General features: G+C 71.9%; 11 protein-coding genes. 4 read left to right on the plus strand and 7 right to left on the minus strand.

The window, feature by feature from the left end:
• Positions 1–345 precede the first annotated feature (345 nt).
• On the plus strand, positions 346–2,451 hold the full coding sequence (locus NOCA_RS24740) for an elongation factor G-like protein EF-G2 (RefSeq protein WP_011758022.1): 2,106 nt from the start codon (positions 346–348) through the stop codon (positions 2,449–2,451).
• Positions 2,452–2,558: 107 nt separating this feature from the next.
• Here NOCA_RS24740 and NOCA_RS24745 read toward each other — a convergent pair whose 3' ends face one another.
• The 4 genes from NOCA_RS24745 to NOCA_RS24760 form a co-directional block, all read right to left on the minus strand.
• On the minus strand, positions 2,559–4,454 hold the full coding sequence (locus NOCA_RS24745) for a penicillin-binding transpeptidase domain-containing protein (protein WP_041546952.1): 1,896 nt from the start codon (positions 4,452–4,454) through the stop codon (positions 2,559–2,561).
• Between the two features lie 80 nt (positions 4,455–4,534).
• On the minus strand, positions 4,535–6,304 hold the full coding sequence (locus NOCA_RS24750) for a DEAD/DEAH box helicase (RefSeq protein ID WP_011758024.1): 1,770 nt from the start codon (positions 6,302–6,304) through the stop codon (positions 4,535–4,537).
• Between the two features lie 76 nt (positions 6,305–6,380).
• Complete coding sequence (glmS, locus tag NOCA_RS24755) at positions 6,381–8,213, minus strand: glutamine--fructose-6-phosphate transaminase (isomerizing) (RefSeq protein WP_011758025.1); 1,833 nt, start codon at positions 8,211–8,213, stop codon at positions 6,381–6,383.
• Positions 8,214–8,323: 110 nt separating this feature from the next.
• Positions 8,324–8,611: a hypothetical protein gene (locus tag NOCA_RS24760; protein ID WP_011758026.1), complete on the minus strand. Its 288-nt coding sequence runs from the start codon at positions 8,609–8,611 to the stop codon at positions 8,324–8,326.
• A 251-nt stretch (positions 8,612–8,862) separates the two neighbouring features.
• Here NOCA_RS24760 and NOCA_RS27705 point away from each other — a divergent pair, with 251 nt between their 5' ends.
• From NOCA_RS27705 to NOCA_RS24770, 3 genes are all read left to right on the plus strand, one after another.
• Positions 8,863–9,000 carry a hypothetical protein gene (locus NOCA_RS27705; RefSeq protein WP_158305699.1) on the plus strand — a complete coding sequence of 46 codons (138 nt, stop codon included), beginning with the start codon at positions 8,863–8,865 and terminating at the stop codon, positions 8,998–9,000.
• 180 nt (positions 9,001–9,180) lie between these two features.
• Positions 9,181–9,771, plus strand: coding sequence for a YceI family protein (locus tag NOCA_RS24765; RefSeq protein WP_011758028.1), 591 nt, complete (start codon positions 9,181–9,183; stop codon positions 9,769–9,771).
• 105 nt (positions 9,772–9,876) lie between these two features.
• Positions 9,877–10,803, plus strand: a complete 927-nt coding sequence (locus tag NOCA_RS24770; protein WP_011758029.1) for a GNAT family N-acetyltransferase — start codon at positions 9,877–9,879, stop codon at positions 10,801–10,803.
• Between the two features lie 12 nt (positions 10,804–10,815).
• Here NOCA_RS24770 and NOCA_RS24775 read toward each other — a convergent pair whose 3' ends face one another.
• The 3 genes from NOCA_RS24775 to NOCA_RS24785 form a co-directional block, all read right to left on the minus strand.
• The gene (locus NOCA_RS24775; RefSeq protein WP_041546954.1) at positions 10,816–12,033 is read right to left on the minus strand and encodes an acyl-CoA dehydrogenase family protein; all 1,218 of its coding nucleotides are present in this window, start codon (positions 12,031–12,033) and stop codon (positions 10,816–10,818) included.
• Positions 12,034–12,112: 79 nt separating this feature from the next.
• Positions 12,113–13,756: a monocarboxylate uptake permease MctP gene (mctP, locus tag NOCA_RS24780; RefSeq protein WP_011758031.1), complete on the minus strand. Its 1,644-nt coding sequence runs from the start codon at positions 13,754–13,756 to the stop codon at positions 12,113–12,115.
• Positions 13,753–14,064: a DUF3311 domain-containing protein gene (locus NOCA_RS24785; RefSeq protein WP_011758032.1), complete on the minus strand. Its 312-nt coding sequence runs from the start codon at positions 14,062–14,064 to the stop codon at positions 13,753–13,755. The genes mctP and NOCA_RS24785 overlap by 4 nt, the downstream gene beginning before the upstream one ends.
• Between the last annotated feature and the right edge of the window lie 52 nt (positions 14,065–14,116).

Below are 14,116 nucleotides of genomic sequence, written 5' to 3' on the forward strand. Positions count from 1 at the left end.
GGAGCACCCCCTCGCACCGTGACGGCCAGGCGGAGGGGCGGGGGCCCCGGCGTGCCGAGGCCCCCGCGTCCGTCCCTGCAGATGCGCAGTGCTGCGCGCCGGCGCCGGCCAGGGCACGTCGTACTTCAGCGTGGACCAGGCGGAGCCCGAGTACGGGTGACGGCGAGCCTTGACCGAGGGGGTTCCGGACCTCCGAGAGCAGGGTGAGACGACCCACCACCCGAGACATGGAGCGACCAGCGTAAGCGACGCAAACCGTGACCAACAGCCCTTGTTTCCGGGACCGATGAGGAGTTGTGTCGGACCGAGGTCCCAACAGCGAGACCCGTGGCACGAGGAGCGGTCATGGCAGAAAAGGGCGGCGGAAACCGGAGAGCATCGGGTCAGGATCTGGCGGCGAGCAGCCCGGACCGGATCCGCAACGTGGTGCTCGTGGGCCCGGCAGGATCGGGCAAGACCACACTCGCGGAGACTCTGCTCGCCGCCTCGGGCGCGATACCTCGCGCCGGCTCCGTCCGCGACGGGACCACCGTCTCCGACCACGAGGAGTCCGAGCACGCCCACGGGCGCAGCAACTCCCTCAGCGTCGCCCCCCTCGTCCACGAGGGCGTGAAGGTCAACCTGATCGACACCCCCGGGTACGCCGACTTCGTCGGTGAGCTGCGCGCCGGGCTGCGGGCCGCCGACTGCGCGCTGTTCGTGATCGCCGCCAACGACGGCGTGGACGACGCCACCCGCGCGCTGTGGCGCGAGTGTGCCGCGGTCGGCATGCCGCGCGCGGTCGTCGTCACCAAGCTCGACCAGGCGCGCGCCGACTACGACGGCGTGCTGCGCCAGGCCCAGGACGCCTTCGGCGACCGGGTGCTGCCGCTCTACGTCCCCGTCCGCGACGGGGCCGACGTCACCGGGCTCACCGGGCTGCTCACGCCGGGCGCCGAGGCCGAGGCGACCGGCCTGCGCGGCGACCTGATCGAGGCCGTCATCGAGGAGTCCGAGGACGAGACCCTGATGGAGCGCTACGTCGGCGGCGAGGAGATCGACGAGAAGGTGCTCGTCCAGGACCTCGAGCGCGCGGTCGCGCGGGCGACGTTCTACCCCGTCGTACCCGTCTGCTCGATGACCGGCGTCGGCTGCCAGGAGCTGCTCGACCTCGCGGTGCGGGCGTTCCCCTCACCTGCCGAGCACATCTCGCCCGACGTGTTCCTGCCGTCCGGGGCGGCGGCCGACCCGATCTCCTGCGACCCGGACGGCCCGCTGGTGGCCGAGGTCGTGAAGACGGCGAGCGACCCGTACGTCGGCCGGCTGAGCCTGGTGCGCGTCTTCTCCGGCACCCTCGAGCCCGACCAGACCGTGCACGTCTCCGGGCACTTCTCGTCGTTCTTCGGCGAGGGCGGCGGACACCCGGACCACGACGAGGACGAGCGGATCGGCAACCTGGGCCACGCGTTCGGCAAGCTGCAGGTCCCCACCGACCGGGTCGTCGCCGGCGACCTGTGCGCCGTCGGGCGGCTGTCCCGCGCGGAGACCGGCGACACCCTGTCCGCGGTCGACCAGCCGCGGGTGCTGCGCCCGTGGTCGATGCCCGAGCCGCTGCTGCCGATCGCGATCGTCGCGCGCAGCAAGGCCGACGAGGACAAGCTCTCCCAGGCCCTGGGCCGGCTCGCCGCGGAGGACCCGTCCCTGCGGATCGAGAACAACGCCGAAACCCACCAGCTGGTGCTCTGGTGCATGGGCGAGTCGCACGCCGAGGTCACCCTCGAGCGGCTCACCGAGCGGTACGCCGTCCACGTGGACCAGGTGCCGTTCGTGGTGTCGCTGCGCGAGACGTTCGCCGGGAAGGGCGCCGGCCTGGGCCGGCACGTCAAGCAGTCCGGCGGGCACGGTCAGTACGCCGTGTGCCAGATCGAGGTCGAACCGCTGCCCGAGGGCGGCGGGTTCGAGTTCGTCGACAAGGTGGTCGGCGGCGCCGTACCCCGCCAGTTCATCCCGAGCGTCGAGAAGGGCGTGCGCGCCCAGATGGAGCGCGGGGTGCGTCACGGCTACCCGGTCGTGGACCTGCGGGTCACGTTGCTGGACGGCAAGGCACACGCGGTCGACTCCTCGGACATGGCCTTCCAGATGGCCGGCGGACTGGCCCTCCGCGAGGCGGCCGCAGCGACCACGGTGACCATGCTCGAGCCCTACGACACCGTCACCGTCGTCATCCCCGACGACCTGGTCGGCACGGTGATGAGCGACCTGTCCGCCCGCCGGGCCCGGCTGCTCGGCACCGACAAGGTCGGCGACGACCGCACCCAGGTGCTGGCCGAGGTGCCGCAGACCGAGCTGGTCCGCTACGCCGTCGACCTGCGCTCCGCGACCCACGGCGCCGGCGTCTTCACCCGATCCTTCGCCCACTACGAGCCGATGCCCGAGGAGGTCGCCCGCAACGTGGAGACCCGCACCACCTGACGCGGCCGGCGGTTTCCCCGGTTAACCGGGGAAACCGGAACTGTTGGGCCGAAACTTCGGGCCAGAAGTTCCAACATCCCCGGTTCACCGGGGAAACCGATCCCCGGTCAGCGCGCCGCGCGGAGGAACGCCTCGAGGATCGGGCCGGCGGTGCCGGAGCCGGAGGAGCCGAGGTCGACGAACACGGCCACCGCGAGGTCGCCCTGAGCGGCGATCATCCACGCGTGGGTCAGCAGCTTGCCGCCGCGCTCGAACTCCGCCGTCCCGGTCTTGGCGATCACCGGCGGGCCGGGCACGTCGAGCAGGCCGGCGCCGCTGCCCGAGGTGACCACGGCGCGGAGCATCGAGCGCAGGGCGGCGGCCTCGGACCCGCTCAGCGGCTTCGCCCGGTCGGGCACCGACACGTCGACGGACTCGACCAGCCGGGGCACCACGGTGTGGCCGGCCTGCACGGATGCGATCACCGTGGCCATCGCCATCGGTGAGGCGAGCACCCGGCCCTGGCCGATCAGGTCCGCGGCGGCCTCGGTCTCCGAGGCCGGCGGCTCGACGCTGCCGAAGTACGCCGGGAAGCCCAGGTCGTGGTCGATGCCGAGCCCGAGCGACGCCGCGGCGGCGGCGAGGTCGCCGGCACCGAGCTTGTCGCGCTGGGAGATCACCGCCGTGTTGCACGAGTTCGCGATCGCGGTGCGCAGCGCGATGTCGCCCAGGGCGCCGCTGGGGTAGTCGTCGTAGTTCTCGAACCGCTTGCCGTCCACGACGATCGACGGCGTGCAGGGCACCACACTCTGCGGCGTGAGCCCGGCGCGCAGCAGCGCCAGGCTGCTCACGCTCTTGAACGTCGACCCGGGGGCGAGCTGGCCGTAGGTCGCCAGGTTGTAGCCGTCGTTGCCGGGCCCGTTGGCCGCGGCCAGGATCGCGCCGGTCGAGGTCCGCAGCGCCACCAGGGCGCTGGCGGGTCCGACGCCGGCGAGCGCGCGCTCGGCGGCGAGCTGGAGCCGCTCGTCGAGGGTGAGCTCGAGCGGCTCCCCCTGCTTCGCATCGACCCGGAACAGCTGTCGCTCGCGCCCGTCGGAGGCGACGGCGTCGACCACGACGCCGTCGGTGCCCTGGAGCTGGTCGTCGTAGCGCGCTTGCAGCCCGGAAAGGCCGGCCTGGTCCCCGACCCTGTACTTGTCCGGCTCCTTCTCGATCATCTCCGCGGTCACCGCGCCGACCGTGCCGAGGAGTGGCGCCGCGAAGTCGCGGGTCGGCGCCAGCGGGATGTCGTCGGGGACGGCGAGCGCGCCGGGGATGGCCTGGTAGCCGCGCGCGACCTCCAGGGGCACGTCGTCCTTGCGGAACACGATCGCCTCGACGTAGGCCTGCTCGCCTGCCGCCTCGACCTGCTTGGCGTACGGCGCCGGGTCGACGCCCACCAGCCGGGCCAGCCGCCGGGCGGCGTCCGCGGCGCGGGCGGCGGGCACCTGCGACCGGTCGATGCCGAAGCGGACCACGGGACGGTCGGTCACGAGCGCGACGCCGCCGGCCCCGAGCACCGGGCCGCGGCCGCCGCCGATCGGGGTCACGTCGAGGACCGTCCCCGGGCCCAGGCTCGGCTCGACGACCTTCCGCGACCAGGTCACCTGCCACTCGTCGGCAGCCTCGGTCAGCGGCGCCTGGGTGGTGTAGCTCCACTCCTCGCCGGCCAGCGACCAGGTCCACGACAGCGTCGCCGTCGCGGCGCCGGCGTCGCTCTCGTCGGTGCCGGTGGCCGTCACCGCCGGCGTCACCTCGCCCATGCCCTCGACGACCTTCGCGTACTCCGCGCCGACGTCCGCGGCGGCGCCCTCGGTGAACGCGACCGCTCCGAAGTCCCCGGAGACCAGGGCCTCGGCCAGCGCGGCCGCCGCCTCGTCGGGGTCGGGCCCGGTCACCTTCTCGGCGGCGTCGCAGCCGACCAGTGCGCTGCCCACGAGCAGCAGGGCCAAGGTGGCGAGCGGGAGTCGGCGGCTCGGGCGCATGCCGTCGGTTCTACCAGCCCGCACCGACCCACCCCCGATGTCGAGTCGGGACTTCCGACTCGAGGCGCGGAACTCCCGATTCAACGGGTCTTGTGGCGGGGCTTCTTGTGTCGGGTGTCGGCCGCGGGGCCGCCGCCGTCGCGGGTGAGCTCGATCAGCTTCCCGGAGATCCGGGTCGAGCGCAGGCTGTCCCACGCGCCGGCCGGGAGGTCGGCGGGCAGCTCGACCAGCGAGTGGTCGCCGCGGATGTCGATGTGCCCGAAGTCCTGGCGCGACAGGCCGCCCTCGTTGGCGATCGCCCCGACGATCTGGCGAGGCTCGACCTTGTGTCGCTTGCCCACCGCGATCCGGTACGTCGCCATCGGGACGTCGCTGCGCCCGCGGGGCCGGCGCTCGCGAGGCGGGCCGCCGTGGCCGCCGGGGCCGCCGTGGTCGTGGCGGTCCCGGCGGGTGCCCTGGCCGGCGCGCTCCTCGCGGGGCGCCCGGAGCTCGTTCGCGCGGTCGGCCGGATCGAGCAGCAGCGGGGTCTCCCCCTGGGCCACCACCGCGAGGGCCGCGGCGACGTCGGCCTCGGGCACGTCGTGCTCGCGGACGTAGTGGGCGACGATGTCGCGGAACGCGTCGATCCGCTGGGTCTGCGAGAGCGCCTCGGTGATCGCGTCGTCGAAGCGGGACAGACGGGTGCTGTTGACGTCCTCGACGGTGGGCAGCTGCATCTGGGTCAGCGGCTGCCGGGTCGCCTTCTCGATGTGCTTGAGCAGGTAGCGCTCGCGGGGGGTGACGAACGAGATCGCGTCGCCGCTGCGCCCGGCCCGCCCGGTGCGCCCGATCCGGTGCACGTAGGACTCGGTGTCGGTGGGGATGTCGTAGTTCACGACGTGGCTGATCCGTTCGACGTCCAGGCCGCGGGCGGCGACGTCGGTGGCGACCAGGATGTCGAGCTTGCCCGACTTCAGCTGGTTGACCGTGCGTTCGCGCTGCGCCTGGGCGACGTCGCCGTTGATCGCCATCGCGGACAGGCCGCGGGCTCGGAGCTTCTCGGCCAGCGTCTCGGTCTCGTTCTTGGTGCGGACGAAGACGATCATGCCCTCGAAGTTCTCGACCTCGAGGATCCGGGTGAGGGCGTCGACCTTCTGCGGGTAGGACACCGTCAGGTAGCGCTGGGTGATGTTCGAGGCGGTGGCCGTCTTGCCCTTGACGGTGATCTCGGCGGGGTCGTCGAGGTACTTCTTCGAGATCCGGCGGATCTGCGCGGGCATCGTGGCCGAGAACAGCGCGACGTTCTTGTCGTCGGGGGTGTCGGCCAGGATCGTCTCGACGTCCTCGGCGAAGCCCATGTTCAGCATCTCGTCGGCCTCGTCGAGGACCAGGAAGCGCAGCTCGGACAGGTCGAGCGTGCCCTTCTCCAGGTGGTCCATGATCCGGCCGGGGGTGCCGACGACGACGTGCACGCCGCGACGCAGCGCGCTGAGCTGGACGCCGTAGCCCTGCCCGCCGTACACCGGCAGCACGTGCACGCCCTTGACGTGCGCGGCGTACCGCTCGAACGCCTCGCAGACCTGGAGCGCGAGCTCGCGGGTCGGCGCCAGCACCAGCGCCTGCGGCGTCGTCTGCGTGAGGTCCAGCCGAGAGAGGATCGGCAGCGCGAACGCCGCGGTCTTGCCGGTGCCGGTCTGCGCGAGGCCGACGACGTCACGGCCGGCCAGGAGCGGTGGGATCGTGGCGGCCTGGATCGCGGAGGGCTTCTCGTACCCGACGTCGGCCAGCGCCTTCAGCACCTGGTCGCTGAGCCCGAGGTCGGCGAACGTCACCTCGGGGGTGGTCGTGTCGTCCTGCTCGTCGCTGCTCACCCGTCAACGGTAGTGGGTGCGGCGGCCACCGGCGGATTCGTCGTCGCGGTGCGCTGCGTCACCTCTCGGGGGCCACCTACTCGACCGTCACGCTCTTCGCCAGGTTGCGCGGCTTGTCGATGTCGTGGCCGAGGCGCAGCGCCGCGTGGTAGGCGAGCAGCTGGAGCGGGACCGTGAGCAGGATCGGGTCGAGCTCGCGCTCGTTGCGGGGTACGACGACCCGCTGCACCTCGGGTCGGTCCGCGAGGTCGCCGAGGTCGACGTCGTCGTGGGTCACGACGACCAGCGGGCCGCGGCGGGCCGCGATCTCGTGCAGGGCGCCCACGTTGCGGTCGGTGAGCTCGTCGGCCGGGACGATCGCGACGGTGGGCACCGTCTCGCAGATCAGCGCCAGCGGTCCGTGCTTGAGCTCGGAGGTCTGGTAGGCCTCCGCGTGCCGGTAGGAGATCTCCTTGAACTTCTGCGCGCCCTCGCGGGCGACCGGGTAGCCGCGCACCCGGCCCACGAAGAACAGGCTCTCCGCCTCGGCCAGCCGGCCGGCGAGCTCGGCGAGCGCGCCCTCCTGGGCCAACACCTCCTCGATCTGCCCGGGGAGCCGGGCAAGGCCGGCGATCAGCCGCCGCCCGTCGGCGATCGAGAGGTCGCGCACCCGGCCGAGCTGGAGGGCGAGCAGCGCGAAGCCGAGGAACATGTTCGTCAGTGCCTTCGTCGAGGCGACCGCGACCTCCGGTCCGGCGTGGAGGTAGATGCCCCCGTCGCACTCCCGCGCGATCGCGCTGCCGACCACGTTGACCAGGCCGACCACCCGGCCGCCCTTGCGCCGGATCTCCTGCACCGCGAGCAGGGTGTCGATGGTCTCCCCCGACTGGCTCACCGCGACGTAGAGCGTGTCCGGCTCGATGATCGGGTTGCGGTAGCGGAACTCGCTGGCCGCCTCCGCGTCCGCCGGGATCCGCGCCAGCTCCTCGACGAGCTCGGCCCCCATCTGGCCCACGTAGTAGGCCGAGCCGCAGCCGAGGATCTTGACCCGCCGGATCGCGCGGTTCTCCCGGGGGTCCAGGTTCAGCCCGCCGAGGTGGGCGGTCCCGAACCGCTCGTCGAGCCGGCCGCGCAGCACCCGCTCGGCGGCCGAGGGCTGCTCGAACATCTCCTTGCGCATGAACGAGTCGTGCTCGCCCGCGTCGTACGACGAGGGGTCGACGTCCAGCACCGTGGCGGACTTCGCGGTCGCCGTGAGGTCCTGCCGGTAGGTCGTGAAGCCGGTCGCGGTCACGGTGGCCAGCTCGCCGTCGTCGAGGTGGGCGACCGTCGTGGTGTGCCGCACGATCGCGGCGAGGTCCGAGGCCACGAACATCTCGCGCTCCCCGACGCCCACGATCAGCGGACTGCCGTTGCGGGCGACGACGACCCGGTCGGGGAAGTCGACGTGCAGCACCGCGATCCCGTAGGTGCCCTCGATCGCGGCGAGCGCCTGGCTCACCTTGCCCTCGAGCGTGTCGGCGCTCGACCGTGCGACCAGGTGCGCGAGCACCTCGGTGTCGGTGTCGCTGACCAGGTCGACGCCCTCGTCGGCAAGACGGTGCCGGAGCGCCGCGGCGTTGTCGATGATCCCGTTGTGCACCACCGACACCAGGCCCTTGGCGTCGCTGTGGGGATGCGCGTTGACGTCGTTGGCCGGGCCGTGGGTGGCCCAGCGGGTGTGCCCGATGCCGACCTTGCCGGCGAAGCGCTTGGGCAGGCTGTCGGCGAGGTCGCGCACGCGCCCGGCCCGCTTCGCGACCTTGATGCCGCTCCCCGCGAGCACCGCCAGGCCGGCCGAGTCGTAGCCCCGGTGCTCGAGGCGGGTCAGTCCCTCGACCAGGATCGGGGCGGCCTGCTGGGCACCGACGTATCCGACGATTCCGCACATGGTGGGCGTGTCCTCTCACTACTGGGTCTCGACACGCCGGTCGCGACCTCGGTTCCTCGGTCGCGCGGCTCGCTCGACCACCATCAGCGGGTCCGCTGACGCGTCCCCGCTCACCCGTAGACGAGTCGGCGCAGCTGGCGCGCCGTGAGCGCGGGAGCGGCGACCACCCGGTGGGCGAGCTCCTCGGCGATCAGCGCGAAGATCTCGTCGTTCTTCGCGCCGTAGGTCTTCAGGTGGGCGTGCCGGCGCTGCACGTAGTGCGCCACGGTCTCGGCGTGGAACGCGACCACGTCCTCGACGACGCGGGCCGCCTCCCCCACCGAGAGCCCGGTGCTGGCCGCGATCCGGCCGACCAGCTCCGGGTCCGGAGACCGTGGCGAGGCAGTCGATCCGGACACGGCAAGAATCCTGCGTGCGCACGACCGCAATTGGCAAGTTCCTGCCCGACATCGGGCAGGAACTTCCAGTACGCCGGGTTCCCGGTTGGTCCACGGGACCACCGTGAAGGGCTCGGGTGGAGCGTGCGGCTCGAGCCACGCCGGGAGAACATCCCTCGAGTGGGGGACAGGGGCCCGAATTCGCCGGTTTGGTGACACCCGGGTGGAACTGGGCTACCCTAGGTGAACAGAAGATGAACGAAAGGCGTCCGATGACCAACACCACGATGACCAACAGCCTGGTGCAGACCTGGGTGCCGGTGACCGACGCGGACGGACGCACCCATCTCGAGGCCCGGTGGACCCCGGCGCATGCCGGCGCACCTGTTCAGGCGCCGCACGCCGCCTGACCACGCCCAGCCCGCTTCGGTCGGCCCGCCAGCACGCCTGGCGGGCCGACCGGCATTTTCGGCCCCCCTCGCCGAGACGTACCGACGAAAGCGTCGGGTACCGGGAATGAATCGGACCACGGTCCGGTTCATAGTGGTCAAAGGTTCAACCAATCGACCCGTCCCGCGAGGAGTCAGCACATGTCGTTCTTCAACCGCTCGTCCGCCGAGGCCTTCGACGCCCCGACCGCCGCCGTCGAGGACATCTCCGGCGACTACACGATCGACCCGACCCACACCCGGATCGGCTTCAGCACCCGGCACGCGATGGTGACCACGGTCCGCGGCCAGTTCAGCGAGTTCAACGGCACCGCCCACGTCGACACCGCCAACCCGGAGAACTCCCGCGTCGAGCTGGTCATCCAGACCGCGAGCATCGACACCGGCGTGGCCGACCGCGACGCCCACCTGCGCTCGGCGGACTTCTTCGACGCCGACCAGAACAAGGAGATCACCTTCGTCTCCACGAAGGTCGAGCGCGGCGGCGACGACTGGGTCATCACCGGCGACCTGACCATCAAGGGCGTCACCAAGCCGGTCACCGTGGCGTTCGAGCCCACCGGCTCCGCACGCGACCCGTTCGGCAACCTGCGCATCGGCTTCGAGGGCGGCTCCGCCATCAACCGCAAGGACTGGGGCCTGACCTGGAACGCCGCCCTCGAGACCGGCGGCGTCCTGGTCTCGGAGAAGGTCAAGCTCGAGTTCGACGTCTCCGCGATCCGGAACGCCTGAGCCCACCAGCACCACCCCGCGCCACCGGACTGGTCTCGACCGGTCCGCCGCGCCACGACGGGGCCGCCGGAAACTCGGCGGCCCCGTCTCGCATCTCCTGCTTCGATGTCCCCCGTGCCCGCACCCCTCGAGCTCCCCGCAGACCTGTCCGCCCGGCCGCTCGTCATGTCCGACGCACGCGCCGTCTTCGAGGTGATGGCCGCCCAGGAGGCCCATGACACCGGGGAGGTGGCCATCGAGGAGGCCGACATCCTGGGTGACTGGGGACGCCCGTCGTACGACGTGAGCGCGGGCACTGTCGGCGTCCTGGACGGCGAGCGCCTCGTCGCCTACGCCGAGCTGATGGGCGCCGACCGCGGCGACGCAGCCGTCCACCCGGACTACCGGGGCCGCGGGATCGGCACCGCGCTCGCCGGCTGGATGCAGGCCAAGGCGCGTGCGGCCGGCTCGGAGGTGATCGGCATGCCGGTGCCCCGGGGCTCGGCCGGCGACCGCCTGCTCAGCGCGCTCGGCTACCACGTGCGCTGGGAGAGCTGGGCGCTGCGGCTGCCCGCCGACGCACAGATCCCGCCGCGCGACCTGCCGTCCGGATACACCCTCCGCGAAGCAACGCCCGCCGACCACGAGGCGTGCTGGACCGTGATCGAGGACGCCTTCCTGGAGTGGTCGGAGCGGGACCGGATGCCGCTGGCCGACTGGCTGGCGACGGTGGTCGGGCGCCCCGGCTTCGAGCCGTGGAACCTGCGCGTCGTCACCGACCCGACGGGCGAGGTCGTGGGTGCCACCCAGGTCTTCCTCTCCGGCGAGGAGCGCGCCCGGGAGGGCTACGTGAACAAGGTCGCGACCCGCCGCGACCAGCGCGGCCGGGGCATCGCCCAGGCGATGCTGGTCGACGCGTTCGCGACGGCCCGGGCCCACGGCGCCGTGGGCGCCGGCCTCGACACCGACTCCCGCACCGGGGCGCTGAGCCTCTACGAGAAGGTGGGGATGGTCGTCTCGTCGACCTGGGTCAACCGCGCCATCCGCGTCTGACCGCTCGCCGCGTCAGCGGATCGGCGCCCCGGAGATGGACCGGGCGATGACCAGGCGCTGGATCTCCGAGGTCCCCTCGAAGATCGTGTAGATCTTGGCGTCGCGGGCCATCCGCTCGACGGGGTACTCGCGGGTGAAGCCGTTGCCGCCGAGGATCTGCATCGCCTGGCCGGTGACCCGCACGGCGGTCTCACCGGCGAACAGCTTGGACATCGACCCCTCGGCCTGCTCGAAGCGCTTGCCCTGCCGGGCCATCCAGGCCGCGCGCCACACCAGCAGCCGCGACGCCTCGATCGAGGTGGCCATGTCGGCGAGGGTGAAGGCGATCGCCTGGTTCTCGATGATCGCCCTTCCGAACTGCTCGCGGGTCTTCGCGTAGTCCAAGGCCACCTCGTACGCCGCGCGGGCGATGCCGATCGCCTGCGCACCCACCGCCGGCCGGGTGCGCTCGAAGGTCGCCATCGAGGCGTTCGAGGACCCGGCGCTGCGGGCACCCTCACGGGCCCGGGCCAGCCGGGCGTCCAGCTTCTCCTTGCCGCCGAGCAGGCAGCGGCCGGGCACCCGCACCTGGTCGAGCACCACCTCGGCGGTGTGCGAGGCGCGGATCCCGTGCTTGTGGAACTTCTGGCCCTGGCTGAGCCCCTTGGTGCCGGGCGGGACGACGAAGCTGGCCTGGCCGCGGGTGCGCAGCTCGGGATCGACCACGGCGGTCACCACGTGGACGTCCGCGATGCCGCCGTTGGTCGCCCAGGTCTTGGTGCCGTTGAGGACCCACTCGTCGCCTGCTTCGTCGTACGTCGCGCGGGTGCGCATCGCGCCCACGTCGGAGCCGGCATCGGGCTCGGAGGAGCAGAACGCGCCGAGCTTGAGGTCACCGGGAGCGCCGTACATGGCGGGGATCCACTCCGCGACCTGCTCGTCGGTGCCGTTGGCGCGTACGCCGGCGGCCGCCAGGGACGTGCCGACGATCGAGAGCCCGATCCCGGCGTCGCCCCAGAACAGCTCCTCCATCGTGATCGGGAAGCCGAGCCCGGTCTCGTCGAGCGCCTGGGTGACGATGAAGTCGACCGAGTAGAGGCCGACCTTCGCGGCCTCCTCGACCACCGGCCACGGGAACTCCTCCCGCTCGTCCCACTCGGCAGCGGCCGGGCGCACCACCTCCTCGGCGAAGTCGTGCACCCAGGTGCGCAGGTCGAGGTGGTCCTGGTCGAGCTCGAAGGACGGCGTCACGCGCGGCACGTTACCGACCCGTGCAGGGTCGTGTGCCCGAGAACGCGCCATGGCGCGTGCTCAGGCACACGACCCGCCCTCAGGCGCGGACGCTCTCGTGCGGCTCGAGCTCCGACTCCACGCCGGGGTCGCCGACGTCGGCGTGGTAGTCCTGCGCACGGGTCTGGTCCACGCCCTCGGCCACATCGAGCGCACGGAAGACCACCGTGAGCACGATCGCGACCAGCAGATTGGCGAGGAACGCGATCAGCGCAATGTAGAACTTCGTCTCGGTGCCCGGGAAGTTCACGAGCGGCCCGCCGAAGTGTTCCTGGACAGGCGAGGAGACGCCGTACGCGAGCCAGGTGCCCCACGCCATGCCGACCGCCCAGCCCGCGAACAGCGCCCACCGGTGCATCCAGCGGGTGTACAGCCCGATCACGATGGCCGGCAGGGTCTGCAGGATCCACACGCCGCCGAGGAGCTGGAGGTTGATCGCGAACGAGTTGGAGAGCGCGAGCACGAACACCAGCGCGCCGAACTTCACCAGCAGCGAGGCGACCTTGCTCTGCTTGGCCTCCTGGGCGTGCGTGGCGTCACGGTTGATGAACGCCTTGTAGATGTTGCGGGTCCACAGGTTGGCGGCGGCGATCGACATGATCGCGGCCGGCACCAGCGCGCCGATCACGATCGCGGCGAAGGCGACCCCGGCGAACCAGGGGCTGAACTCGTTCTCGAACAGCTGCGGCACCGACTGCTGCGGGTTCTCGACCTTCACCCCGGCGGCGATGGCCACGAAGCCGAGCAGGGCCAGCAGCCCCAGCAGGAACGAGTACGCCGGCAGCAGGGCCGCGTTGCGCCGGATCACCGACCGGCTGCGGGTCGAGAGCACGCCGGTCACCGAGTGCGGGTACATGAACAGCGCCAGCGCCGAGCCGAGGGCCAGCGAGGCGTAGGCCCACTGCGCCGGACCGGGCGGCATCGTCCCCTTGGGCGCGGCGTCGCCGGCCGCGATGGCGTCGGCGTTGTCGGCGTTGAACGAGCTGAAGCTGTCGTTGACGGTCGAGAAGATGTGCTCCCAGCCGCCGAGCTGCGAGGGCAGGTAGACGACCGCCACGATGATCACCAGGTAGATCAGGGTGTCCTTGACGAACGCGATCAGCGCGGGCGCGCGCAGCCCGCTGGAGTAGGTGTAGGCGGCCAGGACCACGAAGGCGAGCAGCAGCGGGAAGTCCTTGACCAGCCAGTTGTCGCTGTCGGTGCCGAGGCCCATCACCTCGAGCACCACCTGCATGCCGACGAGCTGCAGCGCGATGTACGGCATCGTCGCGAGGATCCCGGTCAGCGCGACGGCCAGCGCCAGCGGCCGGCTGTCGTAGCGGCCCTGGACGAAGTCGGCCGGGGTGACGTACCCGTGCCGGTGGCTCACCGACCACAGCCGGGGCAGGAACACGAAGATCAGCGGGTAGACGACGATCGTGTACGGGACCGCGAAGAACCCGACCGCGCTGCCGGCGTACAGCGTCGCGGGCACGGCGATGAAGGTGTACGCCGTGTAGATGTCGCCGCCGATGAGGAACCAGGCGATGAAGGTGCCGAAGCCGCGGCCGCCGAGACCCCATTCGTCCAGGCTGTCGAGCGACTGCGCGCGGCGCCAGCGGGCGGCGGCGAACCCGAGGACCGTGACCAGGAGGAACAAGAAGACGAAGACGCCGAGGACGACGCCGTTGACGTCCGCGATCACCGCGGCTCACCGTCCCGGCTCGCGGCGGTGCCGTCCGGCTCCGGCGGGAGGCCGTGCGCCAGGCGATGGGCGCGGTCGGCGCCGGTGGCGACGAGGTACGCCGGCACGGTCAGCGTGACCGCGCCCACGATCAGCAGGAACTGGAACCAGTAGTAGAACGGGAAGCCCAGGAAGCTCGGGTCCTCGCGGTCGTAGAGCGGCACCCACAACGGCAGCACCACCGCCGGCGCGAGCAGCGCGGCGACGATCAGCCACCGGCCGCGGGGGACGCTGCGGCGATCGGCCGGACGGCGGGGGACGTCGGACATGAGGCACCTCCGAGATAGGTGACGGTTGTGACCGCGGTCACCCTATTCCCTA

Source organism: Nocardioides sp. JS614 (assembly GCF_000015265.1).
In the GTDB taxonomy this organism is placed as follows: Bacteria; Actinomycetota; Actinomycetes; order Propionibacteriales; family Nocardioidaceae; genus Nocardioides.

What these genes read in the sequence shown, in the direction of transcription:
- NOCA_RS24740 (WP_011758022.1), top strand. Translation starts at nt 346, where the DNA reads ATGGCAGAAAAGGGCGGCGGAAACCGGAGAGCATCGGGTCAGGATCTG.
- NOCA_RS24745 (WP_041546952.1), bottom strand. Translation starts at nt 4,454, where the DNA reads ATGCGCCCGAGCCGCCGACTCCCGCTCGCCACCTTGGCCCTGCTGCTC.
- glmS (WP_011758025.1), bottom strand. Translation starts at nt 8,213, where the DNA reads ATGTGCGGAATCGTCGGATACGTCGGTGCCCAGCAGGCCGCCCCGATC.
- NOCA_RS27705 (WP_158305699.1), top strand. Translation starts at nt 8,863, where the DNA reads ATGACCAACACCACGATGACCAACAGCCTGGTGCAGACCTGGGTGCCG.
- NOCA_RS24765 (WP_011758028.1), top strand. Translation starts at nt 9,181, where the DNA reads ATGTCGTTCTTCAACCGCTCGTCCGCCGAGGCCTTCGACGCCCCGACC.
- NOCA_RS24770 (WP_011758029.1), top strand. Translation starts at nt 9,877, where the DNA reads ATGTCCCCCGTGCCCGCACCCCTCGAGCTCCCCGCAGACCTGTCCGCC.
- NOCA_RS24785 (WP_011758032.1), bottom strand. Translation starts at nt 14,064, where the DNA reads ATGTCCGACGTCCCCCGCCGTCCGGCCGATCGCCGCAGCGTCCCCCGC.